This window comes from Pseudomonas sp. MDT1-16, from assembly GCF_054898115.1.
In genome coordinates, this window is sequence record NZ_CM142717.1 from 2,346,530 (window position 1) to 2,372,315 (window position 25,786).

The window sequence follows — 25,786 nt, forward strand, 5'->3', positions numbered from 1 at the left end:
CAGGGGGGAGTGAGGTATGCGGTCGCTACTAGGTCTCATGCGGCCGTAAGCACGCGCTCCATGGATGCTTCCAGAGCCTCTTCCCGCTCGATGTATTCATCTTTGCTGAATTTTCCTTTTTTATAATCCGCCACCAGCCGTTTTCTTCGCTTCTGGTATGTTTCGAAAGTCCTGGCGACTTCAACATTATGAATGACCTGTTCGTATTTGGATTTGACCTTGAATGCAGTGTCTACGTAGTCCAGTAGGCTCTCAAGTGTGGCATGACCGCTCTTGGTCATCGCTCGCTCGGCCAGCATTTTGTTGGTCATTAATGTCTGCTTGAACGAGTCTGGGCTTAGTGCCTGTGTTTCGGCAATTAGCTGGGCGACAATGTTCGTGCAGAATGCGTGCCTGAAAAGGTGTGCGCAGGCCTGCTCTTCGACTCCAGCTGCGCGCCGGATCAACGAAAACTCAGTTGTGAAAGTGTCTATCCCAAGGGGGCGCCCACCACGCTCGGTGACAAACAGGAAGCCGTGATCTGGGACGCCTTTGAATCGCTTCATGATGGTGAAGCGGTCGCCGCGAATGTAGTTCAAGAGCTCCTCAATCATGGGAGGGCTAAGTTCAAGCGCTCGCGTCAAACCCATCCCTCCTCGTTTTAGAGTGGTAACTGGAATAGTTGGTTTTTTTACTTTGGACGCAGCAATCACTTTGGCAACTGTAATGGGTTGAATCTCGCCCCGCCGCGCGCCTAATTCCTCAAATAATGAAATCATCAGATGCCGACGATTACTTAAAAATTCCGACGTCGATATTTCATCTATAGCACTACGCAATTTTGCGATAGTAGCTTCTCCAATAGGCTTACGGGTCTTCCTGGCATCAGGCGTCCTGAACGACCTGTGGTGAACGCTGGAGCGCTTGAAGGCCTTTCCATTTCGATAGAAAACTGAATCCACCATGTAGATTGAGATGGTTCCACCTATACCGACGAAATTGTGTACACCGCTCATTTCTCCCACCTGGGCGAGAAAGTTCAAGCACCTTCTGCCAATGCCGGTAATGGTGCGTTCACTTCTTTTAGGCAACTTTGGATTATTGGGCTTTTTCTCTATGCGCAGACCATCTATGAACTCGCAGAAGTCGTCATCAGAAAGGGCTATAAAACTGAGATTGTTGTAATAGCAGAATCTGATCAGGTGGCTGATCTGGCCAGCGTATTCGCCAAAGGTGCCCCCTTTGGTTCCCAATCTTGATGGGCCATTGCCACCTCGACCGGGTTGCATACGTGTCTTGATCATATAAGAGTTGGCTTGAAGGCAAGGCATGCCATTTGGCCACGTCATGAAGGGCATGTTGCCACCGTCAAGCGTATTCAGCTTATCCAGCGATAAGTAGTCGTAAAGCCGAAGCTTTGGAATTAAAGTAAATAATTGAGCGGCTTCGGGAAACTTAACGCGTCGTTTGATCATGGGGCACCAACTGCAAAGGCTTCTTCATGGTTAAAAGGGTCACGTCATCAAAAGGTGCAGGGTTCAGCCCTAGTATTTTGATGATCCTGTTGATGGCATCTTTGATCCTTTTTTGCCGCAATCCCGTATTGGCTGTGTCGGAGATTGTGATCAAGTCCCTCCGGTTAACCTCTAATGCTTGTATCAGTACCATGTTAACGGCTTGTAGCGAGGAGATGGAGTTCTTCAGCTCGTCGACCTGCTCCTCTAGCGCGGTTCGAGTTCGCTTCTTCGGCGCAGTTAGTTCCTCTTCTGATCTGTGTATCACTTGCTGCGCGTGTGAGCGTAGCCTGTCTAGATACTGAAAATCTCGATCGGATTCGGCTCCTACGAGTCTTTTCTTCAAAGTATTGAGACTGATCGGCCTGATCGTGAACTGTTCATCTCGAATTGAGAAGTCCATGTCCAAGGAGCATAAGCCGCCTTGGCTTTTGAGTGCATTCAGAATCTGTTCGTTTTTTGCATACGTGGCTGGTGAGCGGCTTATGTCAATCAGCAGTCTGAAAATGCTTTCGATGGAGTGATCAATCAGCTCACGCTTGGTCATTGTGCTCATTTTTTATTCTCAGCTAACAATGAAAAGAATTTTCATGGATTTGCCATTTTCATCTTTGAAGAACTGCGGCTCTACCCTGGCTTTCCCTTCTTCCAGCATCGCTGTGAGGTAATTTTCAATTTTCTGATCATCGACCAGCGAAAACTTAGTAGTGCCGAACTCCGCAGACAGTAGATCCTGCAAGTTTTGGTAATTTTCCAACCGGTCTTGCTTGGCCAAGTCTGCGAAATAGCGCGCGCCCGCACCACGTAGGTCTTTAGGTTCCAAGCACTCGGTCAGATAGTTCCAGACGTGTTCGATGTCGCGGTGGCCGAGCATCCAGCGCAGTGTATCCAAGTCGCCAAAGCTGTTGGTATAGAAAAACATGATGGCAAAAAAGCGCCGCAACTGGTGTTGGCGAACGTAGTAGCGCTCACCGTCTGCAGTGACATCGCTTTCAAAGTAGTCACAGGCGAAATCCAGGTGGCGGTTGAAAAGGTGCAAGGAGCAGTCCTGGAGTACTTTATGTCCCATAGACGACGGGGTGGCAAAAAGGTCGGTCAGATCTTCGATAACGCCAAGACGCTTGAGTAGCTTTTGGAAGCGACGCAGTTCCTCAATCATTTCGACGGCGATGGCGTCGATGGGGCGAGACTCGCGCTGTCGAATACCTAGGGCGTTGCGTGTGGACTTGGCTAGTTTGAAGATCAGCCATGACTTGGTCATGTCCAAGCATTTTTTAGCCTCCAGAGTGACCAGCTCATCAACGCGTCTCGCCATTATCATCCCGACGGTCAGCTGTATGCTGCCGAGGTAGACGTAAACCAATTCAAGTAGTCCGTGGTTTGCACGTATCTGCTTGAAGTATTGATTCCTGTCTCCTTTTCGTCGGGATCTCGTCCCGGTTTGGCGGTGACTAGAAAGACCTAGTTTTTTGACGCCCAAATCTACGAGCTCTGGGCCGATGATTTTCAGGAAATCGGCGTCAGCTAGTCGGATCATCGAAATGTTTTGGGCGTGGCAGTAGCTCGCGACTCTAATGAATCCATTCAGAATCTTCCTTCCGTGGTCGACATGGAACTCCATGCTGCTACGGAACAGTTTCAATAGGTTTCCAGAGGGCACGCTTCTAAATCGGGATGGTTGATTAAGCTTTGGAACATATTCTTTGATCGTAATCGTATCTGAGGGGACAGGTAGTCCTAGCGCACTGAGCGATGCACTATTTACGAGGGTGTACCTGTAGTAAAAATACAATGATTCTTGGAGAAACTCGGCTTCGCCGGTGGTAACTCTTACTGAGGGATATTCTCGTTTGTAGTTCTGTTCGTTAGGGTAAAAACTCAGTGCCTCCAGCGCTGATTTTGCGGTCTGTCGTCCTCGTAGCGTGTCTGGGTACAATCGTTCAGAAAGCACTTTAGTGCTGATCTTGTAGCCGTTGTGGTTGTTTCCGTAATACAGGTTCGCTTTCATCATTGCCGCACGAATTCTCGGAATGTCGGAGGCGGTGATGTCGAGCCTGAGATCCTCACAGACGTCATCGCTGACCTCCAGCATGCTCGGATGCTTGGCAAAAAATTCCTTTGCCTCAGCATTGCTGAGGTCGCCTAGTTGAAGCTTGCAAAACGCGGACACGCGCTCATGCCATGCATAAATGGAGTCTTCAGAACGTGCATAGGAGGCCAGTTGATTGAGTATCCCCTTCAAGTCATCGGCGTTCAAAGCGCCTAGGCCGAAGGTGATAAGGTCGTAGCTTTGAGCATTGATCAGCAAGTAGTCGATGACTCTCAATGTGCAAGCTAAGCGCATGTTTTGAGAATCGTGCGAGAGAGTAGCAAATTCATCGTTGACGCCATTTGTGCTGATGATGAGTAGATGCTTAAGCGAGCGAAGCAAGATCTCATTCTTGCCGTCAGTCAAGACGCTGCCATCCCAAAGACGAACCCCCCAATCGAGTTCGTATGGTTTTTTCTGGTTGGTCAGTATTACCCAGGAATTCTCTTCGAATTTGCACCGCAGCCAGGATGCTGTTGTGTGGGGTGATGCTTCGACCAAGTCAAAGTCATCAAGAAACTCATATCCGGATTCACGCCCAGTGAGCAGGGACATAGATCAGCGCCTCCATCTTCTTTGAATCGACCAATTTCAAAGCAGCATCCAAGTGCTTCTTCAGCAGCCGGTTATATCCATTGGAAATCTCGGCTTTAACTTTCTCTGCAAACGACGCCCAGTACTCTGCTTTGCCGCATACACGAGCTCGATTAGTGGACGTCGTCACTGCTGCTTCAAGTGAGAGCAGCGAAGCGAGGAAAGGGACGCCGATTGAGAGCACGGCCTCGCTGGTTTCAATGGGGGTGCGCTGTTCCTTGCGCTCAGGATCTGAAGCTTCAGATGGGATCTCTTTGATCCGATGGTTATCCAGGAAGGTATCCAGCTCGTCCATGTTATTGAACTGAGTCACGCGAAGCAGGTGAGGGCTGTCCTTCATGGCCTCGCACACCATAGCCTTCTGAAAAATCCTGATCCATCGCGCCTTAATGAAGGCCAGTAGGGCGTCCGGCAGGTAGTGACTGAGCAAGTCTGGGTAATAGTGTTCATGGCCAAGAGCCTTGGACATCGCCTCAGTACTTTTACTCGTAATGAAAACTGCGACCGCTGCAGAAGCTCTGATGCGCCCCAGTCGCACTCTCTGAATAAAGTCCACCAGCTGCATCTCTGGGAGATTGATGTGTGGTGTGAATTGAGCGATCAGTTGCTCGCGCAGACCGCTATTGTTAGCAAAGCTACTGTTATTCCATTGGGGAATAATGTCGGCCCCAAAGACGGTTGTACCCCTGGCGGAATTCACAAACAGCTGGCGCCAGACATCATTACCTTGGGCCTTAAGTTTTCGCCGACCGAGGCTGGTTATCTCGATGATGTCTTTAACGATGGCAAATGAGGTGTCATTGAGCTCAATGGTCTGCTCCCGGACATCCGACTGTTTACGGTCTTTATAGCCAATGAGCAGCCGTTTCTCTTCATCAAACCCTGACAACTGCCCTCGCGGGTTATAGAGCTCGAATCCGTTGAGAAAGTCCGCCGTGATCTCTGGGTGCTCAAGCACGAGGAGGCACTGCAGCGGATACAGACAGCCTTTCAATTGGAAGCCGTAAGTACTGGCGAGGTGCATGGCGCTGCAACTTTCACCCGTGATCTGCTCGTGAACTTTGCAAAGAAAATTATGTGGCACCGCGGAACCTATATCTTCCAAAGTCGCGCAGATGTCCGCCTGTGTATACCGCTTGACCATGCCACGGCCTGTGTACTCGATAATTGAAGTACCCTCCTGAGCTAGAGAAACTCGGCGGGCCCAGCGAGATTTCAGATCTGCTGCCTGCTTGCTAGCCCAGTTACGTACCGTCGCGAGATCGTTCTTGATATGAAAGAACAACACGTCGATAGCCTCGGCATCGGTTACGTGCAGTGGAATACTCGTGATTAGCTTTTCTTGTATAAGCAGGCCGTCCTCATCTTCACGCAGCCTCGTTTCCGATCCATGTTTGGTAGCTGGAGGAGGGCGCCGGATCGGTGAGGTAAGGCTCGCCCATACGCCTGTTTTGCATAGGCAAGATTCAACAGCGTTGAGGAACTTGTTCCACGCTTTGATCTTGTATTTGCTGTCGTGGCCGTCTTTCTTAGCCTTATAGAAATGAGCAAGAGTGAAAGCGTGCATGAATCGCTTCACTCCTTGTTCGCTCTCGAATGTACGCAGAGGCCATTGGGCTTGATGTTTGTGGAGGTAATCGAACATGAAGCCCCATTCGAGACGATAATCACCTCCTCGGCCACGGTAGTGTTTCTCTAGCTGGGCATACATGCCCTCGACAAAAGCCCTTCCATAAGCGGCCACGAGAGGTGCTAGTCTCAGGTGCGAGCTCCCACCGCCTTCCCGAAAGATCGTCCAACCTCCCCAGTACCACCTCTTGAAATCGTCCGCCGATGCCACTTTCGCGCATTCGGCTGCATCAGGTTTGAATAGGGCGAAGTCCCAGCTAACGGGATAGAGATCCGAGTGCGCGAGCTTAGCTGCAGCTAGCGCCTGATAGATGCGGCGACAGAAATTCACTGACTCTCTATTTGGTAAGTCAAGCAGCTCATCGCCAGCCAAGGCGGCTGTGTAGCCTTCCAGGACTGCCTCGATCGCGGGGCTTCTAAGCGTCTCCATCGTGATCCGCTGGCCAGTGATATCGCAGTACGCTTCGAGTACCTGTAGAGCAGGTCGAATCGTAAAACTTCTCGCCTTTGTCGACTGTCGGTAGACCTCGCCAGCCTGAAGGATCAGGTCACCGACCTCTGGGTCGATCGCGGTAAGTGGATGGTAGAGGACAGTAGAGGCGTTTTTGATAATTGTCATTTTTTTTGAAGCTGTCCGTGGTGTCTTTTGAGCCCGTGTTAGAGCTGTTAAACCAATAATGACACCCATCGCTAAATAGTCAAAGCAAAGAGCTGGGTTTCGAACTGAACCTGGATTTCAAAGAAGATTTGGCTGATGAAGCCATTGATGCTTTCCTCGACGCGTTCCTGAAAGAAGCCATGGAAGCCAACGGTCTGGGCTATGTTGGCGGCGACGACTTCGGTCTGGTTTGCCTGCAGAAGCGTGGCTCGGTTTCCGAAGAGCAGCGTGCCGCAGTTGAAGCCTGGCTCAAAGGCCGCAGCGAACTGACTGAAGCAACCGTCAGCCCGCTGATCGACGTCTGGTACCCGGAAAAGCCGATCAATCCGGTAGCTTGATGTTCTAAAAAACGGCGACCCAAGGGTCGCCGTTTTTTTATCAAGATTTAAGGCTCGCAGCCTCGTTTCACTCGACAGCTGCTACACGGATCGCATTCCATGTAGCAGCTGTCGAGTGAAACGAGGCTGCGATCTTTTGCTTTTCAAGCCTTGCGCCAGTTCAAGATCACCAGCGTCAACACCCCCGCCACAATCCCCCAGAACGCCGAACCGATGGAAAACAGCGTCAGCCCCGACGCCGTGACCATAAAGGTAATCAGCGCCGCTTCACGTTCCTTCACTTCGCTCATGGCAATGCTCAAGCCATTGATGATCGAGCCGAACAACGCCAGTGCCGCAATCGACAGCACCAACTCTTTCGGCAGTGCGGCAAACAACGCTGCCAGCGTTGCGCCAAACACCCCCGCGATCCCGTAGAAAATCCCGCACCAGACGGCCGCCGTGTAGCGCTTGTTACGATCCTCATGGGCATGCGGCCCGGTGCAAATCGCTGCACTGATGGCCGCGAGGTTGATCCCGTGGGAACCGAACGGCGCCAGCAGTAACGAGGCGATGCCGGTGGTGGTGATCAGCGGCGAAGCCGGCACGGTGTAACCGTCAGCGCGCAGCACGGCGATGCCCGGCATGTTCTGCGACGTCATTGCCACGACAAACAGCGGGATGCCGATGCTGATGGTCGCGGCCAGGGAGAAGTGCGGCGTGGTCCAGACCGGCGTCGCCACTTCCAGATGGAAGCCGCTGAAATCCAGCAGCCCCATGAACCCCGATAGCGCCGTGCCGATCAACAGCGCGGCCAGCACGGCATAACGCGGCGACAGGCGTTTGACCACCAGGTAAGTGAAGAACATCCCCAGTACCAGAGCAGTGCGATGCTGGGCGGCGACGAAGATTTCGCTGCCGATCTTGAACAGAATTCCCGCCAGCAAAGCGGCGGCCAATGACGCTGGAATCTTTTTCACCAGCCGTTCGAAGCTGCCGGTCAGGCCACAAAGGGTCACCAGTACCGCGCAGGTAATGTAGGCGCCAATGGCTTCGCCGTACGTCACGCCGCCCAGACTGGTGATCAGCAACGCCGCGCCGGGGGTCGACCAGGCGATCGTGATAGGGGTGCGATAGCGCAAAGACAGGCCAATCGAGCACACCGCCATGCCAATGGAGATCGCCCAGATCCACGATGAAATCTGCCCGCTGGTCAGCCCCGCCGCTTGCCCGGCCTGGAACATCAGGACCAGCGAGCTGGTGTAACCGGTCATCATCGCGATGAAGCCGGCGACGATCGCCGAAGGCGACGTATCGGCCAAAGGGCGGAGCTGCGTGTGCGTGGCGTCGTTCATGACCGCGGTGTTCCTTATACTTTTGAAAGGTAAAACCCGGGTTCAAGCCTAAACTCAAAAGTAACCAAGCGTTGCAATACAGCCGAGGCCGCAAACAGCCGTACAGTCGTGTTGCCACCCTCCATTGTGTACAATCGCAGTGTTTTTTACGCGATACTTGCCAGCGACCCACTGTGCCGTATTACAGTCACGGTCAATTCGCCGCAGTTCTTCCGACTCGAGTGCCCATGAACGAACAGTTGCAACCCCTAAAGAAACAACCGCGAGCAGGCAAAGCCGGCCGTAGCGGCACCCAGGACGATATTGTCTACGCGCATATTTTCGAGGCCATCCTCGAACAGCGTCTGGCGCCCGGCACCAAGTTGAGCGAAGAAGCGCTGGGGGAAATTTTCGGGGTCAGTCGCACCATCATTCGCCGCGCGCTGTCGCGCCTGGCCCATGAAGGCGTCGTGCTGCTGCGTCCGAACCGTGGCGCTGTCGTCGCCAGCCCGAGTGTCGAAGAGGCTCGCCAAGTGTTCTTGGCCCGGCGTCTGGTGGAGCGAGCGATCACTGAACTGGCTGTGCAGCACGCCACTGCCGAACAGATTGCCGAGTTGCGCCAGATGGTTAACGACGAGCGCGACAGCTTCTCCCGGGGCGATCGCGGTGCCGGCATCCGCTTGTCGGGCGAGTTTCACTTGAAGTTGGCTGAAGCGGCGAAAAACGCGCCGCTGATCAGCTTCCAGCGCAGTCTGGTGTCCCAGACCTCGTTGATCATTGCTCAGTACGAAAGCGGCAATCGCTCCCACTGTTCCTACGATGAGCACACCCAACTGATCGACGCCATCGAAGCGCGCAACGCTGAGCTGGCGGTGGACCTGATGATGCATCACATGGATCACATCGACAGCAAACTCAACCTCGACGAAGAAAGCGCGTCGGATGATTTGCATGCGGTGTTCTCGCATTTGTTGCAGACCAAAAAGCCAGGGCGGCCGGTCGCCAAGCTATAAGTCAGACCGAGTGATGATCGTTCCCACGCTCTGCGCGGGAATGCAGCCCGTGACGCTCCGCGTCACTGGACGCAGAGCGTCCCTAGAGGCATTCCCACGCGGAGCATGGGAACGATCAGCGTGGAGAGATTTTAGCGCTGATGCACCTGATTACCCGCCGCATACGTCTGCAGAACAGTCCGGTCATCCCCCAGCGTCATCAATACAAACAACGTTTCGGCAATGTTATTGGCCTGCTTCAAGCGATAGCTCAGCAGCGGCGTGGCGTTGTAGTCCAGTACCAGGAAGTCGGCGTCGGTGCCCGGTTGCAGGGTGCCAATCTTGTCTTCCAGGCGCAACGCGCGGGCACCGCCGAGGGTCGCCAGGTACAGCGACTTGAACGGGCTCAGTCGCGCACCTTGCATCTGCATGACCTTGTAGGCTTCGTTCAGGGTTTGCAGCAGCGAGAAACTGGTGCCGCCACCGACGTCTGTGCCCAAACCAACATTCAATTTGTGCTTCTCGGCCATCGGCAGGTTGAACAGGCCGCTGCCGAGGAAAAAGTTCGAGGTCGGACAGAAGGCGATCGCCGAGCCGGTTTCCGCGAGCCGCGCGCACTCGTCATCGCACAGGTGCACGCCGTGGGCGAATACCGAACGCTCGCCGAGCAGTTTGTAGTGGTCGTAGACGTCCAGGTAGCCCTTGCGCTCTGGAAACAGTTCCTTGACCCACTCGACTTCTTTCAGGTTTTCGCTGATGTGGGTTTGCATGTACAGGCCAGGGAATTCGCTGAGCAACTGGCCTGCAAGGGTCAGCTGTTCCGGGGTGCTGGTCGGGGCGAAGCGCGGGGTGACCGCGTAGTGCAGTCGACCCTTGCCGTGCCAGCGTTCGATCAGTGCCTTGCTTTCGACATAGCTGGATTCAGCGGTGTCGGTCAGGTAGTCCGGGGCGTTGCGGTCCATCATCACTTTGCCGGCGATCATCCGCAGGTCCAGCTGCTCGGCGGCCTCGAAAAACGAGTTCACCGATTGCGGGTGCACGCTGCCGAATACCAGCGCAGTCGTGGTGCCGTTGCGCAGCAGTTCCTTGATGAAAATGCCCGCGACCTCGTCGGCGTGAGCCTTGTCGGCGAACTGGCTTTCGCACGGGAAGGTGTAAGTGTTGAGCCAGTCGAGCAGTTGCTCGCCGTAGGCACCGACCATGCCGGTTTGCGGCAGGTGAATGTGGGTGTCGATGAAGCCTGGGGTGATCAACGCATCCTGGTAATGGGTGATTTCGATGTCGGCCGGCAGGGTCGGCAGCAATTCGCTGGCGTGGCCGACGGCGCTGATCTGGCCGTTATCGACCACCAGCAGGCCGTCCTCGAAATACTCGTACGAGGCTTCGATGCCCACTTCAGCGGGGTCGGCGATGCTGTGCAGAATGGCGGCGCGGTAGGCTTTTCGAGTCAAAGGCATGTGAGTTCTCAATGGGTGGCTTGGCTGCGGCGTGAAGCAGGCAGCAGTTTGGCAATCGATGATCCGGCGCTGGCGGTGTGCTGGCCGAAATTCGCGTTATAGGTGGCGATGATTTCGCCGGCGATGGAGATGGCGATTTCCACAGGCAACTTGCCTTTGACTTCGCCGATGCCCATCGGGCAGCGCATGCGTTGCAGCGCGGCGCTGTCGAAACCACGGTCACGCAAGCGGTGTTCGAACTTCACCCGTTTGGTCTTTGAACCGATCAGGCCGAAGTAGGCGAAGTCGTTGCGTTTGAGGATCGCGGCGGTGAGTTCGAGGTCGAGCTGATGGTTGTGGGTCATGACGATGCAATAGCTGCCGGCGGGCAGGTCATCGATTTCGTCCACCGGTTCTTCGGCGACGATTTTACGGACGCCGTGGGGGATCTGTTCAGGGAATTCGGCTTCCCGCGAGTCGATCCAGCGCACCCGGCAGGGCAGGCTGGCGAGGAGCGGCACCAGCGCCCGACCGACATGACCGGCGCCGAACACGGCAATCTGCGCCTGGACCTGGCCCATCGGTTCGAACAGCAACACGGTCACGCCGCCGCAGCACTGGCCCAGACTGGCGCCGAGGCTGAAGCGCTCCAGATGGGTGTCCTGCTTGCCGCTGGCAAGCATCTCCCGGCCGATCTGCATGGCCTTGTATTCCAGATGCCCGCCACCGATGGTGTCGAAGGCCTGGTTGGCGCCGATGACCATCTTCGAACCGGCATTGCGCGGCGTCGAGCCGAGCTCTTCGATGATGGTCACCAACACGCAGGGTTCACCCCGGGTTTGCAGGTCGGCGAGGGCGTCGATCCAGTTGTACATGTTTCACCTCAACATCTCTGTTGTCTGTTCGGGCGTCTTCGCGGGCAAGCCTCGCTCCTACAAGTTTTGCAGCGAATGTATTATCGCGATACACCGTCAATCTGTAGGAGCGAGGCTTGCCCGCGAAGGCCGCGCCTCGGTCTAGAGCGAAGCCAACTCCGGCTCAGCCTCGGCAGCTTTCGCCGCCTTCAACTGCCGCATCTGCTCACACCCCCACAACACCCGCTCCGGCGTCGCCGGCGCGTCGATGTTCGGTTGATGCTTGTAGTCGCCAAGGCTCGCCACTGCGTCCTTGATCGCACACCACGCCGCGATGCCGAGCATGAACGGCGGCTCGCCCACCGCCTTGGAATGGAACACCGTGTCTTCCGGGTTTTTACGGTTTTCCACCAGCTTCACGCGCAGGTCCAGCGGCATGTCCGCCACCGCCGGAATCTTGTAGCTGGCCGGGCCGTTGGTCATCAGTTTGCCTTTGTTGTTCCACACCAGTTCCTCCATGGTCAGCCAACCCATGCCCTGGATGAAACCGCCCTCGACCTGACCGATGTCGATCGCCGGGTTCAGCGAGTCGCCGACGTCATGCAAAATGTCGGTGCGCAGCATCTTGTACTCGCCGGTCAGGGTGTCGATGATCACCTCGCAACAGGCTGCACCGAAGGCGTAGTAGTAAAACGGCCGACCACGAGCCTGGCTGCGGTCGTAGAAGATTTTCGGGGTCTTGTAGAACCCGGTGCTCGACAGCGACACCTGAGCGAAATACGCCTGCTGGATCAGCGATTCAAAGGTCAGGATGTGATCGCGAACCCGCACGTGACCGTTGTGGAATTCCACGTCTTCTTCGCTGACCTTGTACTGCCGCGCGGCGAATTCCACCAAGCGCTTCTTGATGATTTCAGCGGCGTTCTGCGCGGCTTTACCGTTCAAGTCGGCACCGCTGGAAGCGGCGGTCGGCGAGGTGTTTGGCACCTTGTCAGTGTTGGTCGCGGTGATCTGCACGCGGTCCATTTCTACCTGGAACACTTCGGCCACAACCTGCGCAACTTTGGTGTTCAAACCCTGGCCCATTTCGGTGCCGCCATGGTTCAGGTGGATGCTGCCGTCGGTGTAGATGTGGATCAGCGCGCCGGCCTGATTGAGGAAGCTGGCGGTGAAGGAAATACCGAATTTCACCGGGGTCAGCGCCAGACCTTTTTTCAGGATCGGGCTGTTGGCGTTGTAGCGACGAATCGCTTCGCGGCGCTCGGCGTACTGGCTGCTTTCTTCGAGTTCGGCGGTCATTTCCTCGAGCATGTTGTGCTCGACGGTCTGGTAGTAATGGGTGACGTTGCGCTCGGTCTTGCCGTAGTAGTTGGCCTTGCGCACGGCCAGCGGATCAAGGGCCAGATGGCGGGCAATCGCGTCCATCACTTCTTCGATGGCGACCATCCCCTGCGGGCCGCCGAAACCGCGGTAAGCGGTATTCGACGCGGTGTTGGTCTTGCAGCGATGACCGTTGATGGTCGCATCGCCCAAATAGTACGAGTTGTCGGCGTGGAACATTGCGCGGTCAACAATCGACGCCGACAAGTCTGGCGAGCAACCGCAGTTACCGGCGAGCTCCAGGGCGATTCCGTGCAGCCGACCGGTGCTGTCGAAGCCCACGTCGTATTCGACGTAGAACGGGTGACGCTTGCCGGTCATCAGCATGTCTTCGACGCGCGGCAGGCGCATTTTGGTCGGTTGTCCGGTGAGGTGCGCGATCACCGCGCACAGACACGCCGGGCTGGCGGCCTGGGTTTCCTTGCCGCCGAAACCGCCGCCCATGCGGCGCATGTCGACGACGATTTTGTTCATCGACACATCGAGCACTTCGGCCACCAGTTTCTGCACTTCGGTGGGGTTCTGCGTCGAGCAATAAACGATCATTCCGCCATCTTCAGTCGGCATCACTGAAGAGATCTGGGTTTCGAGGTAGAAGTGTTCCTGGCCGCCGATGTGCAGCGTGCCCTGGATGCGATGCTCGGCAGTTGCCAAAGCGCCGGCCGAATCGCCGCGCTGATGGGTGTGGCTGTCGAGTACAAAGTGGCGTTTGCGCAGGGCTTCGACCACGTCCAGAACGGGTTCGAGATCCTCGTATTCGATGATCGCGGCCATGGCGGCTTTGCGTGCGGTTTCCAGGTCTTTCGCGGCGACGGCGAGCACCGGTTGACCGACGAATTGCACATCGTCGATGGCCAGCAGCGGGTCGCCCGGCAGCAATGGACCGATGTCTTTCAGGCCCGGCACATCTTCGTGGGTGATAGCGATGCGCACGCCTTCAAAGGCGTAGCAGGGCTTGGTGTCGATGCTGATGATTTTCGCGTGGGCGCGGTCCGACAGCCGTGCGTAAACGTGCAGCTGATTCGGGAATTCCAGACGGTCGTCGATGTACTGCGCTTCACCGGACACATGCTTGTCGGCGCTGTCGTGCTTGACGCTGCGGCCGACGCCGGTGGTCAGGTCCTTGGCAAACAGTTCAGCCAGTTCGGCTTGGGTCTTCTCTACAGCGTGATGATTAGACATAAGCGGTCACCCGAGTCTCGATGTGCGGTGTTTGCAGTTCGATGAAGTATTTGCGCAGCAGATTTTGCGCGCTGAGCAGGCGGTATTCCTTGCTGGCGCGGAAGTCCGAGAGCGGCGTGAAATCTTCGGCCAATGCGGTGCAGGCGCGTTCGACGGTGTCGTTGTTCCACGTGGCGCCGAGCAATACAGCTTCGCAGGCCTTGGCACGTTTTGGTGTAGCCGCCATGCCGCCGAAGGCGACGCGGGCGTCGGCGATCACGCCATTGTCGATGCGCAGGTTGAACGCGGCGCAGACCGCGGAAATATCATCGTCCAGACGCTTCGACACCTTGTAGGCGCGGAACAGTTGTTCGGCGCTGGCACGCGGCACGATGATCTTTTCGATGAACTCGCTTTCCTGACGCGCGGTGACCCGGTAATCGATGAAGTAATCTTCCAGGGCCATGGTGCGGCGGACTTCGCCTTTGCACAGGACAATCTGCGCGCCGAGTGCAATCAGCAGGGGTGGGGAGTCACCGATCGGCGAGGCGTTGCCGATGTTGCCGCCGAGGGTGCCCTGGTTGCGTATCTGCAGGGAAGCAAAGCGTTGCAGCAATTCGCCGAAGTCCGGGTACTCGGCCTTCAAGGCCTCGTAGCAATCGGAGAGGGCCGTGGCGGCGCCGATTTCCAGGCGATCGTCGAAGCGTTCGATGCGCTTCATCTCGGCGACGTTGCCTACATAAATCATCACCGGCAGAGTGCGGTGGAATTGCGTGACTTCCAGCGCCAGGTCCGTACCGCCGGCCAGCAGGCGAGCCTGTGGATAAGCGTCATAGAGGTCAGCCAGATCGGCGACGGTCAGCGGCACCAGGCAGCGTTTGTCGCCGCTGTTGAGTTCGCCGATGTCGGTAGGTGTGATGGCTTTCAGTCGAACGATGGTGTCGGCTTCGCGAACATCGAACTGATCCGGTTGCTTGCCGCAGCAGGATTGTTCGGCGGCAGCCAGAATCGGCCGATAGCCGGTGCAGCGGCAGAGGTTGCCGGCCAGGGCTTCGTGAGCTTTATGAGCATCCGGTTGATCGCTGTTCTTTTGCAGCGCGAACAGCGACATCACAAAGCCTGGCGTGCAGAAACCGCATTGCGAGCCATGGCATTCGACCATGGCTTTCTGCACGCTGTGCAGTTGGCCCTGGTGCTTGAGGTCTTCGACGCTGATCAGTTGTTTGCCGTGCAGTGACGAAACGAACGTCAGGCACGAGTTGAGGCTGCGATAGCGAATGTGTTCGCGGCCATCGTCATCCGTTTGCAGCTCGCCGACCACCACGGTGCACGCACCGCAGTCACCGCTGGCGCAGCCTTCTTTGGTGCCGGGTTTGCCCACATGGTCGCGCAGATAATTGAGCACGGTCAGGTTTGGGTCCAGGGCGTGCTCGCTACGGAGTTCCTGGTTAAGTAAAAACTGGATCACGGAAGGCCTCGCAGACTCATTATTGTTGTTAACCGACTTGAACCGAATTTATCAGGTCTGACTTTTCGGTCAATGATTTTCTGACTTAAAGGTCAGGAAATGGCATTTTGTCGATCAACGACTCGTTCCTTCATTATTGACCCTCACGGGATAGCCTGCTTTTTGCTTGAATCGTGCCAAAAACCGCCAAGTGGGCACTCCGCCATGACCCTTTATGTGCGGTACACTGCGCCGCTTGTGCAAATCGAAGAGTTTGAAGGACAACCATGACGTTCAAGGCGCCGGACAGCCTCGCCGAGCAAATTGCTCACCACCTCGCCGAACGCATCATTCGTGGCGAAATGAAGCCCGGGGAGCGCATCCAGGAACAGAAGGTCACGCTGGCTCTCAATGTCAGCCGCGGTTCGGTCCGTGAAGCCTTGCTGATCCTCGAGCGCCGCCACCTGATCGCGATCCTGCCGCGACGTGGCGCCCACGTGACTGAGCTCACGGTCCACAAGGTCCGGAGCCTGTGCACGCTGATGAGCGAGCTTTACATCCTGCTCGGCAATGCAGTGGCCAGCGGCTGGCAAGTCCAGGCCGACATGGCGCCGTTCGTGCAAATCCAGCAGCGTCTGACCGCCAGCTACGAACGTCAGGACATTCGCACCTTCGTCGACGACAGCTTCAGTGTGATGCGCGCCGCGTATCCGTTCGCCAACAATCCGTACTTGCAGGAAACCGTCGAGAACCTGCAGCCGGCCATGAGCCGCGCGTATTTTCTCGCCCTGGAACAGCGCAAGGCCTCGATGAGCGAGTTCCTCGAGCTGTTCGAACGCTTGCTCGCCGCCGTGCTGGCCCGTGATTTTCCGCAGATCCGCATCGTGCTGACGGCGTACGCCAAGCGCAGCTGCGATCTGGTGGTTTCTGCCCTGACGGACGCTTAAGCGTGCGGCTAAAGTGCATCAAACTGGCGGGGTTCAAATCCTTCGTCGACCCGACCACGGTGAACTTCCCCAGTAACATGGCGGCCGTAGTTGGGCCCAATGGTTGCGGCAAGTCGAACATCATCGACGCCGTGCGCTGGGTGATGGGCGAGAGCTCGGCCAAGAACCTGCGCGGCGAGTCGATGACCGACGTCATCTTCAACGGCTCCACCAGCCGTAAACCGGTGAGTCAGGCGAGTATCGAGCTGGTTTTCGACAACTCCGACGGCACCTTGATTGGCGAATACGCCGCCTATGCGGAAATTTCCATTCGCCGCAAAGTAACCCGCGACAGCCAGACCACTTACTACCTCAACGGCACCAAATGCCGCCGCCGCGATATCACCGATATCTTTCTCGGTACAGGCCTGGGCCCGCGCAGCTATTCGATTATCGAGCAGGGGATGATCTCCAAGCTGATCGAGTCAAAGCCCGAAGACCTGCGCAACTTTATTGAAGAAGCGGCCGGCATCTCCAAGTACAAGGAGCGCCGGCGCGAGACCGAAAACCGCATCCGTCGCACCCATGAAAACCTCGCCCGCCTGACCGACCTGCGCGAAGAGCTCGAGCGTCAGCTCGAACGCTTGCACCGCCAGGCCGAGGCCGCCAAGAAGTATCAGGAATGCAAGGGCGAGGAGCGTCAGCTCAAGGCCCAACTGTCGGCGCTGCGCTGGCAGGCGTTGAACGAACAGGTCGGTCAGCGCGAAGCGATCATCGGCACTCAGGAAGTCACGTTCGAAGCCCTGGTTGCGGAGCAGCGCAATGCCGACGCGGCCATCGAACGCCTGCGCGACGGTCACCACGACCTGTCCGAGCGCTTCAATCTGGTGCAGGGGCGCTTCTATTCGGTTGGCGGCGACATCGCCCGGGTCGAGCAGAGCATTCAGCACGGACAGCAGCGCCTGCGCCAATTGCAGGACGACCTGAAAGAGGCCGAGCGTGCGCGTCTGGAAACCGAGTCTCATCTGGGCCTCGACCGCACCTTGCTGCAGACACTCGGCGAAGAGCTGGACTTGCTCACCCCGGAACAGGAAGTCTCCAGCGCCGCCGCCGAAGAGGCCGCCGCCGCGCTGGAAGAATCCGAAACCACCATGCACGGCTGGCAGGAGCAGTGGGACACGTTCAACCTCACCGCTGCCGAGCCTCGTCGTCAGTCTGAAGTGCAGCAGTCGCGCATCCAGCAGCTGGAAACCAGCATGGAGCGCCTGGCCGATCGCCAGAAGCGTCTTGGCGAGGAGCGCGCGTTGCTCTCGGCGGACCCGGAAGACGCGGCGATCATGGAACTCAGCGAGCAACTGGCCGCGAGTGAAGCGACCCTCGAAGATTTGCAGGCCAGCGAAGAAGCCCAGGTCGAACGCCTTGAGCAACTGCGTCAGGAATTGCAACAAGCGCTCTCGGCGCAGCAGCAAGCCCAAGGTGATTTGCAGCGCCTCAACGGTCGTCTCGCATCGCTTGAAGCCTTGCAGCAAGCCGCACTCGATCCGGGCACCGGCACCGCTGAATGGCTGCGCGAACAACATTTGGCGGACCGTCCGCGTCTGGCCGAAGGTCTGAAAGTCGAAGCCGGTTGGGAGCTGGCGGTGGAAACCGTGCTCGGCGCCGACCTGCAAGCGGTGCTGGTGGATGACTTCGGCGATTTCGATCTGGCCGGTTTTGCCCAAGGCGATTTGCGCTTGCTCAGCCCGGCCAGTGATGGCGTGCGGGTGCCCGGCAGCTTGCTTGATAAAGTGGAAGCGCAGATCGATCTGTCGCCATGGTTGGGGCAGGTTAAACCGGTCGACAGCCTAGAACAGGCGTTGGCCCTGCGCAGTCAATTGAGCGCCGGCGAGAGTCTGATCAGCCGCGATGGTTACTGGGTCGGTCGGCACTTTTTGCGTGTACGTCGGGCCAGCGAAGCGCAAAGCGGTGTGCTGGCTCGTGGTCAGGAAATCCAGCGCCTGGGCCTTGAGCGCGATGAGCGCGAAGCCACGGTCGAAACCCTGGAAACCCAACTTCAAAATCTCAGGGCGCAGCAGCGTCAGCAAGAAAACGGTCGCGAACATTTGCGTCGTCTGCTGCAAGACGAAGCGCGTCAGCAAGGTGAGTTGAAAGCCCAGTTATCCGCCGGTAAAGCCAAGGCCGAACAGCTTGAGTTACGTCGTACCCGTCTCGACGAAGAGCTGACCGAGCTGGGCGAGCAGCGCGCACTTGAACACGAAAACATCGGCGAAGCGCGCCTGCAATTGCAGGAAGCCCTTGACAGCATGGCGCTGGACACCGAGCAGCGCGAATTGCTGCTGGCCCAACGCGACAGCCTGCGCGAGCGCCTCGATCGAGTGCGTCAGGAAGCCCGGCAGCACAAGGATCACGCGCATCAACTGGCGGTGCGTCTGGGCTCGCTCAAGGCCCAGCACGATTCCACGCGTCAGGCGCTGGAACGTCTGGAAATGCAGTCCGAGCGCCTGACCGAAAAACGCGAACAGCTGAGTCTCAACCTGGAGGAGGGCGAGGCGCCGCTGGAAGAGCTGCGGTTGAAACTTGAAGAGCTGCTCGACAAGCGCATGACGGTCGACGAAGAACTCAAGACTGCGCAGATCGCCCTGGAAGATGCGGATCGCGAATTGCGCGACGCCGAGAAACGCCGCAATCAGGCCGAGCAGCAATCCCAATTGATCCGCGGCCAACTCGAACAGCAACGCATGGAATGGCAAGCCCTGACCGTGCGCCGCAAGACCCTCGAAGATCAATTGCTCGAGGACGGCTACGACCTCCACGGCGTGCTCGCCACGCTGACGGCCGAGGCCAACGAGAAGGACGCCGAAGAAGAACTCGAACGCATTGCCGCACGCATTCAGCGTCTCGGCGCGATCAACCTCGCGGCCATCGACGAATACCAGCAACAATCCGAGCGTAAACGTTATCTTGATGCACAGAACGCCGATCTGGTGGAAGCACTGGATACCCTCGAAAACGTGATTCGCAAGATCGACAAGGAAACCCGTAACCGCTTCAAAGATACCTTTGATCAGATCAATGGCGGATTACAGGCGCTTTTCCCAAAAGTTTTCGGTGGAGGCCGCGCGTATTTGGAACTGACGGGCGAAGATCTACTCGATACAGGGGTGACGATCATGGCGCAACCGCCCGGAAAGAAGAACAGCACCATCCATTTGCTCTCCGGTGGCGAAAAAGCCCTGACCGCACTGGCCCTGGTTTTTGCGATCTTCAAGTTGAATCCGGCGCCGTTTTGCATGCTCGACGAAGTTGACGCACCCCTGGATGACGCTAACGTTGGACGCTACGCACGGCTGGTCAAAGAGATGTCCGAGACGGTGCAGTTCATCTATATCACCCACAACAAGATCGCCATGGAGATGGCTGATCAACTGATGGGGGTGACGATGCATGAACCGGGATGCTCGCGTCTGGTGGCAGTGGATGTCGAGGAGGCGATGGCGATGGTGGATGCGTGAGGGGGCACTTGTAGGGCAAGTATTTTTGGTCTGTAGGACTTTTTTACCCACATCTACTTGCTGGCCAATCGACATATTCGCGCAAGCCATTGTGACAGACGGTGTAAAGTTGCCTTTGGTCGTGCTAGTTTAATGTCAATTTTTCGTATACGTGGGCAAAACGCCTGTCAGAACATAGAGTTGGCGCCACGTTTTAAAGCGGTTTACGAGTTGTAAACCCCTTATTTTTCAGCATTTTTTATAGAGGCACGGGATTACATGGAAATCGGTCTGCGCGAGTGGCTGATCGTCATCGGCATTATTGTCATTGCCGGTATTCTTTTCGATGGCTGGCGCCGTATGCGCGGCGGCAAGGGAAAACTGAAATTCCGTCTTGATCGGAGTTTGTCCAATTTGCCGGACGAGGACACCAGCGCCGAGCTGTTGGGCCCGCCCCGCGTGCTGGATGCCCATAAAGAACCGCAACTGGACGAGCACGATCTGCCATCGGTGAGCATGCCTGCCCGTGAACCGCGTGAGTCGGGTTCCAAGCGCGGCAAACGTGGCCACGGCGAGCCTTCCCAGGGTGATTTGAACCTCAACCTGGATCTGGACGGCGGCCCGAGCTTCAGCAGCCGTGACGACGATTTCCCGGATGACACCAAGGCGTCCAGTTCGACCAGCGACAAGGAACACCCGCAAGCCGAAGAAGTGCTGGTGATCAGCGTGATCTGCCGCGACGCCGCTGGCTTCAAAGGCCCGGCGTTGTTGCAGAACATTCTGGAAAGCGGTCTGCGTTTCGGCGAGATGGACATCTTCCACCGTCACGAAAGCATGGCCGGCAATGGCGAAGTCCTGTTCTCGATGGCCAATGCGGTCAAGCCGGGCGTCTTCGATCTGGACGACATCGACCACTTCAGCACGCCGGCGGTGAGTTTCTTCCTCGGTCTGCCAGGCCCGCGTCATCCCAAGCAAGCCTTCGACGTGATGGTGGCCGCAGCGCGCAAACTGTCCCAGGAGCTGAACGGTGAGCTCAAAGACGATCAGCGCAGCGTGCTGACCGCCCAGACCATCGAGCACTACCGTCAGCGCATCGTTGAGTTTGAACGTCGCGCCCTGACCCAGAAGCGTTGATTCAAAAGGTTGTTCCCGCGCTGTGCGCGGGACGATCAGCAAAATAGATTGAGCAGCCTCGGCTGCTCTTTTGCTTTATGAGAGAACACCCATGACCGCCGCCAAAAACCGCATTCTAGAGCTGCGCGCTGAGCTGGATCAGCACAACTATCGCTACCACGTGCTGGACGAGCCGAGCATTCCGGACGCCGAATACGATCGGTTGTTCAATGAGCTCAAGGCCCTCGAAGCGGCCAATCCCGAATTGATCGCCAGCGATTCGCCGACCCAGCGCGTCGGCAGCGCGGCGCTGTCGGCGTTCACTCAGGTGCGTCACGAAATGCCGATGCTCAGCCTCGGTAACGCCTTCGAAGAAACTGACATGCGCGAGTTCGATCGTCGCGTAACCGAAGGGCTGGACCTGCCGGTCGGCGATCTGTTCGGCGGCGGCGCGGCGGTGGAATACAGCTGCGAACCCAAGCTCGATGGCTTGGCGGTCAGCCTGCTGTATCAGGACGGCGTGCTGGTGCGCGGTGCCACTCGCGGCGATGGCACTACTGGCGAAGACATCAGCGTCAACGTACGCACCGTGCGCAACATCCCGCTCAAGCTGCACGGTACTGGCTGGCCAGCGACCCTGGAAGTGCGTGGCGAAGTGTTCATGTCCAAGGCCGGTTTCGAGCGCCTTAACGCCACGCAACTGGAAGTCGGCGGCAAGACCTTCGCCAATCCGCGCAACGCGGCGGCCGGCAGCTTGCGGCAGCTGGATTCGAAGATTACCGCCAATCGTCCGCTGGAATTCTGCTGCTATGGCATCGGTCAGATTTCGGCCGACATTGCCGGCACGCACATTGGCAACCTGCAGCAACTCAAAGCCTGGGGCATGCCGATCAGTCATGAGCTGAAGCTGGCGCAGGGTATCGATGAATGCCTGGATTACTACCGTGACATTGGTGAGCGTCGCAATTCGCTGCCGTATGAAATCGACGGCGTGGTATTCAAGGTCAACAGCATCGCGTCCCAGCGTGAACTCGGTTTTCGCGCGCGTGAACCGCGCTGGGCCATTGCTCACAAATTCCCGGCGATGGAAGAGCTCACCGAACTGCTCGACGTGGAATTCCAGGTCGGTCGCACCGGTGCGGTGACGCCCGTAGCGCGCTTGAAACCGGTCAAGGTGGCCGGCGTCACCGTGGCCAACGCGACGTTGCACAACATGGACGAAGTGGCCCGCCTTGGCTTGATGATCGGCGACACCGTGATCATCCGTCGCGCCGGCGATGTGATTCCGCAGGTGGTGCAAGTGGTCACCGAGCGTCGCCCGGATAACGCGCGGCCGGTGCAGATTCCCGAGAAGTGCCCGGTCTGCGGTTCCCATGTCGAGCGCACGCAACTGGTCAAGCGCAGCAAGGGTCGCGAAACCGTCAGCGAAGGCGCGGTGTATCGCTGCGTCGGTCGTCTGGCCTGCGGTGCGCAGCTCAAGCAAGCGATCATTCACTTCGTCTCCCGTCGCGCCATGGACATCGAAGGCCTGGGCGAGAAGAGCGTGGAGCAACTGGTGGACGAAGGCCTGGTGAATTCACCGGCCGATCTGTACGCCCTGACGTTCGAGCAGATTGTCGACCTGGAAGGCTTTGCCGAGCTGTCGAGCAAGAACCTGCTCAGTGCCATCGAAGACAGCAAGAAGCCGAGCCTGGCGCGCTTCATCTACGCCCTCGGGATTCCGGATGTCGGCGAAGAGACGGCCAAGGTGCTGGCGCGTTCCCTCGGCGCTCTGGAGCGGGTTCAGCAGGCGTTGCCGCAGGTGCTCACGTACTTGCCGGACGTTGGCCTGGAAGTGGCTCATGAGATTCACAGCTTCTTTGAAGATGCGCATAACCAGCAGGTGATTGCCGATCTGCTGAGGCACGGTATGCAGATTCAGGATCAGGGCGAGCTGGGTGCCGAGTTTGCCGCGAGCACCACGTTGGGTGGTTTCCTCGACAAGTTGCACATCCCTTCGGTTGGACCGGGTGGGGCGCAGAAATTGGCCGACAAATTTGGTTCGCTTGAAAGGGTTTTCAGCGCCGACTGGCTGGATATGCGTCAGGCACTGCCGGAGAAGCAGGCCAATTCCGTTCGGGAGTTCTTCGCGGTTGCGCAAAATCGTCAAGTTGCTGAAGCCGCCGAGAAGCAGCTGCGCGATTTCGGCATGCACTGGCAGAGCGAAAAGAAAGTCGTCGAAGGCTTGCCGCTGGCCGGGCAGACCTGGGTGCTGACCGGTTCGCTCGAATTGATGAGCCGCGACATCGCCAAGGACAAGCTTGAAAGCCTCGGTGCCAAGGTGGCGGGCTCGGTATCGGCCAAGACACATTGCGTGGTCGCTGGGCCGGGTGCAGGTTCCAAGTTGACGAAGGCTAATGAGCTGGGATTGAAGGTTCTCGATGAAGAGGCTTTTGTCGGGTTTCTGAGTAAGCACGGAATTGCGGTTTAGTTGATCGTTCCCGCGCGCGTGGGAACGATCGTTGTCAGGGAATGATCTAGTCTTGGCAAGCCCCAGGGAGAGATCGCCATGTACCGTTTCTTCGAACAGCTCAGTTCACGCATCGCTGCGCCCTTCATTGGCGAAAGCTCGCGCAACAGTAAGGTCTGGCAGTGCCGTTGCGGGCAGTCGCTGTTTTTTCGCAACAGTCAGTGCCTGGCCTGTTCGGCGGCGTTGGGTTATCAGCCGGAGCAAAGTCGCTTGTCGTCGCTGCAGCCCGGCTTGCAGGCCGACACCTGGTTACTCGACACCGATCCCGAAGCGGGTGTCTTGCGCCGTTGCGCCAACCTCGATTCCCCGGCAGCGTGCAATTGGCTGCTCCCCGCCAATGACCACGATGCGTTATGCATTGCCTGTAGCCTGAACCACGCCATCCCCGACTTGTCGATTGCCGAAAATCACGAACGCTGGCGCAAGGTCGAAACGGCCAAGCGTCGTCTGGTCGCACAGTTGGTTAGCCTTGGTTTACAGGTGATTCCCAAAACCGTGGACGAAGAGACTGGCCTGGCTTTCGATTTCATGGGTGTTGACCTCGCAGGCAAGCCGCCGACCACCGGTCACGCCAACGGTCTGATCACCCTCGATATCAAAGAAGCAGACGACGCCCATCGCGAGCAGATTCGGGTGCAGATGCATGAACCTTATCGCACGCTGCTCGGGCATTTTCGTCATGAGGTCGGGCATTATTACTGGGATCGGCTGGTCGCCAACAGCCATTGGCTGGAACCGTTCCGCGGCCTGTTCGGCGACGAGCGCGCCAGCTATGCCGACGCCCTCGAACGGCATTACCAACAAGGCGCGCCGCTCGACTGGCAGCAACATTACGTCAGCGCCTACGCGACCATGCATCCATGGGAGGACTGGGCCGAAACCTGGGCTCACTACCTGCACATGATGGACGCGGTGGATACGGCGTTGGGATTCGGCATGAGCGCGCGGGAAATGGACTTCGACTACAAGCCATTCCCCGCCAGCACGCTCTTCGACTCGCAGCATCCCGGCGGCGCGGCGTTCCTGTCGTTCGTCAATGCGTGGATCGAACTGGCGGGCATGCTGAATGAACTGTCACGCAGCATGGGTCAGCCGGATTTCTATCCGTTTGTCCTGCCGGCAGCAGTGATCGCCAAGCTGCACTTCATCCACCTGGTGATCCAGCAGGAGGGCGGCCGGCCGGATGAGGTGTTGCAAGACCTGTAGCAGCTGTCGAGCTTGCGAGGCTGCGTTCGGTTCGGGCCGCGATCGGACGAAGCAGTCGTAAAATCAGTTGGCGCGGTTGTGCAGGTAAACCGCAAGTATCGGATTTACGACTGCTGCGCAGCCGGACGCAGGCTGCGCCAGCTGCCACAGGTCGCGATCTTTTCAAGAGATATGCATGTCCTTGAAGCAGCACATATTTTTTAATCCTCTCGAACGGTTGTAACTTCGTCTCAGATAGGTACAATGGCGCCGTTCGCCGTCAGGTGAGCGTCGTTATGGTGACCCCATCGGTCCCCCCGCAACGATTACCCGTGAACCTGGTCAGACCTGGAAGGGAGCAGCCACAGCGGGAACATTGTGTGCCGGGGTGTGGCTGGTGGGGTTGCCTCCATAACGCACCGCGAGTCCTCTCTCGCGTTATCTGTCTAAAAATACGTTCTTGTTGCTCTGCCATGGACTTTGTCCAGGGCGGTGTTTTTTCGTTTCCGATTTTTCAGAACGAACCTATAAAGGAGGCCGAGCTGTCGAATGCGACACTCGACCTCTTTTTTTATTTCTGGCACTAAGGCGTGGACAAGGCCTGGTCAACCGCTGCAATCAGCTTTCCCAGATCCTTCGGGGTGGCTTTATGTATGACACCGAACAGATACGCCCGCTGTTCTTCTTCATCGCCTAAGTCTGCGAAGAAGGCTTTCAGCTTCACGCCCAGTGCATCGGCAAGCAGGAACAAGGCTTCCACGCTGGGGGTGTAGGTGCCGGTTTCGAAGCGGCTGATGGTTTTGGGGTCAAAACCGGTTTTTTCGCCGAGTTCAGCCTGAGTAAGCCCTGCGACCTTGCGGTAGCGCCGAATGGCCGCACCCAAACTTGAAATTTGCATCGCTTAATTCCCATTTAGAATCAAGAACTTAACGATAGATTTTTGCATTAGACAACTGCATGATCCATCACCTTGCTTTGCAAAATGTGATGCATTTCGTAGAATCGCCGCTCAAAAAGGGTATTTGGGGTCTTTAAGGTTAGTTGATCTCTGCTGTCAGGAGGCCATCAATCGCTGTTCATGGAGTGATATCGTGTTGCTGCGCATTACCTATAAAAACATCTCTTCCGGGCATCCTGCACTGGTCGAGCGGTACCACCGCTAGCCACCGCGAGCCTGA

At 57.2% G+C, this 25,786-nt stretch carries 17 protein-coding genes and 1 other RNA gene; 8 read left to right on the forward strand and 10 right to left on the reverse strand.

Features of this window, described 5'->3' with window-relative positions; translation table 11 throughout:
- Positions 1-35: 35 nt before the first annotated feature.
- From ACYZT3_RS10520 to ACYZT3_RS10535, 4 genes are read right to left on the reverse strand one after another with little or no spacing between them, the layout of a single operon-like run.
- Complete coding sequence (locus ACYZT3_RS10520) at positions 36-1,454, reverse strand: site-specific integrase (protein ID WP_462032058.1); 1,419 nt, start codon at positions 1,452-1,454, stop codon at positions 36-38.
- Positions 1,435-2,040 (reverse strand): hypothetical protein, encoded by a 606-nt coding sequence (locus ACYZT3_RS10525; RefSeq protein ID WP_462032059.1) that lies wholly within the window; start codon positions 2,038-2,040, stop codon positions 1,435-1,437. The genes ACYZT3_RS10520 and ACYZT3_RS10525 overlap by 20 nt, the downstream gene beginning before the upstream one ends.
- 18 nt (positions 2,041-2,058) lie before the next feature.
- Positions 2,059-4,137: an integrase gene (locus ACYZT3_RS10530; RefSeq protein WP_462032060.1), complete on the reverse strand. Its 2,079-nt coding sequence runs from the start codon at positions 4,135-4,137 to the stop codon at positions 2,059-2,061.
- Entirely contained in the window at positions 4,115-6,493 is a 2,379-nt protein-coding gene (locus tag ACYZT3_RS10535; protein ID WP_462032061.1) for a hypothetical protein, read from the reverse strand. Before ACYZT3_RS10535 ends, ACYZT3_RS10530 begins: the two co-directional genes overlap by 23 nt.
- Before the next feature lie 23 nt (positions 6,494-6,516).
- On the opposite strand from ACYZT3_RS10535, the gene ACYZT3_RS10540 reads away from it, so the two are divergent.
- Entirely contained in the window at positions 6,517-6,801 is a 285-nt protein-coding gene (locus tag ACYZT3_RS10540) for a 50S ribosome-binding protein YggL (RefSeq protein WP_027921750.1), read from the forward strand.
- Between the two features lie 143 nt (positions 6,802-6,944).
- Here ACYZT3_RS10540 and ACYZT3_RS10545 read toward each other — a convergent pair whose 3' ends face one another.
- A complete protein-coding gene (locus ACYZT3_RS10545; protein WP_282380481.1) occupies positions 6,945-8,135 on the reverse strand; it encodes a benzoate/H(+) symporter BenE family transporter in 1,191 nt (396 codons plus the stop codon).
- A 227-nt stretch (positions 8,136-8,362) separates the two neighbouring features.
- Between ACYZT3_RS10545 and ACYZT3_RS10550 the strand changes: the two genes are divergently transcribed.
- Complete coding sequence (locus ACYZT3_RS10550; protein WP_282380479.1) at positions 8,363-9,127, forward strand: GntR family transcriptional regulator; 765 nt, start codon at positions 8,363-8,365, stop codon at positions 9,125-9,127.
- Between the two features lie 131 nt (positions 9,128-9,258).
- Here ACYZT3_RS10550 and guaD read toward each other — a convergent pair whose 3' ends face one another.
- From guaD to xdhA, 4 genes are all read right to left on the reverse strand, one after another.
- A complete protein-coding gene (gene guaD, locus ACYZT3_RS10555) occupies positions 9,259-10,563 on the reverse strand; it encodes a guanine deaminase (protein WP_282380477.1) in 1,305 nt (434 codons plus the stop codon).
- Positions 10,564-10,571: 8 nt separating this feature from the next.
- Entirely contained in the window at positions 10,572-11,417 is an 846-nt protein-coding gene (gene xdhC, locus ACYZT3_RS10560; protein WP_282380475.1) for a xanthine dehydrogenase accessory protein XdhC, read from the reverse strand.
- A 141-nt stretch (positions 11,418-11,558) separates the two neighbouring features.
- Positions 11,559-13,958, reverse strand: a complete 2,400-nt coding sequence (gene xdhB, locus ACYZT3_RS10565; RefSeq protein ID WP_462032062.1) for a xanthine dehydrogenase molybdopterin binding subunit — start codon at positions 13,956-13,958, stop codon at positions 11,559-11,561.
- A complete protein-coding gene (gene xdhA / locus ACYZT3_RS10570) occupies positions 13,951-15,405 on the reverse strand; it encodes a xanthine dehydrogenase small subunit (RefSeq protein WP_282380471.1) in 1,455 nt (484 codons plus the stop codon). The genes xdhB and xdhA overlap by 8 nt, the downstream gene beginning before the upstream one ends.
- 266 nt (positions 15,406-15,671) lie before the next feature.
- Here xdhA and ACYZT3_RS10575 point away from each other — a divergent pair, with 266 nt between their 5' ends.
- The 6 genes from ACYZT3_RS10575 to ffs all read left to right on the forward strand — a co-directional run bounded on the left by ACYZT3_RS10575 (position 15,672) and on the right by ffs (position 25,011).
- Positions 15,672-16,331, forward strand: a complete 660-nt coding sequence (locus tag ACYZT3_RS10575) for a GntR family transcriptional regulator (RefSeq protein WP_282380469.1) — start codon at positions 15,672-15,674, stop codon at positions 16,329-16,331.
- Between the two features lie 2 nt (positions 16,332-16,333).
- Positions 16,334-19,822, forward strand: a complete 3,489-nt coding sequence (gene smc / locus ACYZT3_RS10580; RefSeq protein WP_282380467.1) for a chromosome segregation protein SMC — start codon at positions 16,334-16,336, stop codon at positions 19,820-19,822.
- A 258-nt stretch (positions 19,823-20,080) separates the two neighbouring features.
- Positions 20,081-20,935 (forward strand): cell division protein ZipA, encoded by an 855-nt coding sequence (gene zipA / locus ACYZT3_RS10585; RefSeq protein ID WP_282380465.1) that lies wholly within the window; start codon positions 20,081-20,083, stop codon positions 20,933-20,935.
- A gap of 91 nt (positions 20,936-21,026) precedes the next feature.
- Positions 21,027-23,384, forward strand: a complete 2,358-nt coding sequence (ligA, locus tag ACYZT3_RS10590) for an NAD-dependent DNA ligase LigA (protein ID WP_462032063.1) — start codon at positions 21,027-21,029, stop codon at positions 23,382-23,384.
- A gap of 78 nt (positions 23,385-23,462) precedes the next feature.
- On the forward strand, positions 23,463-24,629 hold the full coding sequence (locus tag ACYZT3_RS10595) for a zinc-binding metallopeptidase family protein (protein ID WP_462032064.1): 1,167 nt from the start codon (positions 23,463-23,465) through the stop codon (positions 24,627-24,629).
- 285 nt (positions 24,630-24,914) lie between these two features.
- An RNA gene (ffs, locus tag ACYZT3_RS10600) (signal recognition particle sRNA small type) lies at positions 24,915-25,011 on the forward strand.
- A gap of 180 nt (positions 25,012-25,191) precedes the next feature.
- On the opposite strand, the gene ACYZT3_RS10605 is transcribed toward ffs, so the two are convergent.
- Positions 25,192-25,506: a helix-turn-helix domain-containing protein gene (locus ACYZT3_RS10605; protein WP_282380459.1), complete on the reverse strand. Its 315-nt coding sequence runs from the start codon at positions 25,504-25,506 to the stop codon at positions 25,192-25,194.
- Positions 25,507-25,786: the final 280 nt, after the last annotated feature.

What these genes read in the sequence shown, in the direction of transcription:
- ACYZT3_RS10520 (WP_462032058.1), bottom strand. Translation starts at nt 1,454, where the DNA reads ATGATCAAACGACGCGTTAAGTTTCCCGAAGCCGCTCAATTATTTACT.
- ACYZT3_RS10525 (WP_462032059.1), bottom strand. Translation starts at nt 2,040, where the DNA reads ATGACCAAGCGTGAGCTGATTGATCACTCCATCGAAAGCATTTTCAGA.
- ACYZT3_RS10530 (WP_462032060.1), bottom strand. Translation starts at nt 4,137, where the DNA reads ATGTCCCTGCTCACTGGGCGTGAATCCGGATATGAGTTTCTTGATGAC.
- ACYZT3_RS10535 (WP_462032061.1), bottom strand. Translation starts at nt 6,493, where the DNA reads ATGGGTGTCATTATTGGTTTAACAGCTCTAACACGGGCTCAAAAGACA.
- ACYZT3_RS10545 (WP_282380481.1), bottom strand. Translation starts at nt 8,135, where the DNA reads ATGAACGACGCCACGCACACGCAGCTCCGCCCTTTGGCCGATACGTCG.
- ACYZT3_RS10550 (WP_282380479.1), top strand. Translation starts at nt 8,363, where the DNA reads ATGAACGAACAGTTGCAACCCCTAAAGAAACAACCGCGAGCAGGCAAA.
- guaD (WP_282380477.1), bottom strand. Translation starts at nt 10,563, where the DNA reads ATGCCTTTGACTCGAAAAGCCTACCGCGCCGCCATTCTGCACAGCATC.
- xdhC (WP_282380475.1), bottom strand. Translation starts at nt 11,417, where the DNA reads ATGTACAACTGGATCGACGCCCTCGCCGACCTGCAAACCCGGGGTGAA.
- xdhB (WP_462032062.1), bottom strand. Translation starts at nt 13,958, where the DNA reads ATGTCTAATCATCACGCTGTAGAGAAGACCCAAGCCGAACTGGCTGAA.
- ACYZT3_RS10575 (WP_282380469.1), top strand. Translation starts at nt 15,672, where the DNA reads ATGACGTTCAAGGCGCCGGACAGCCTCGCCGAGCAAATTGCTCACCAC.
- zipA (WP_282380465.1), top strand. Translation starts at nt 20,081, where the DNA reads ATGGAAATCGGTCTGCGCGAGTGGCTGATCGTCATCGGCATTATTGTC.
- ligA (WP_462032063.1), top strand. Translation starts at nt 21,027, where the DNA reads ATGACCGCCGCCAAAAACCGCATTCTAGAGCTGCGCGCTGAGCTGGAT.
- ACYZT3_RS10595 (WP_462032064.1), top strand. Translation starts at nt 23,463, where the DNA reads ATGTACCGTTTCTTCGAACAGCTCAGTTCACGCATCGCTGCGCCCTTC.
- ACYZT3_RS10605 (WP_282380459.1), bottom strand. Translation starts at nt 25,506, where the DNA reads ATGCAAATTTCAAGTTTGGGTGCGGCCATTCGGCGCTACCGCAAGGTC.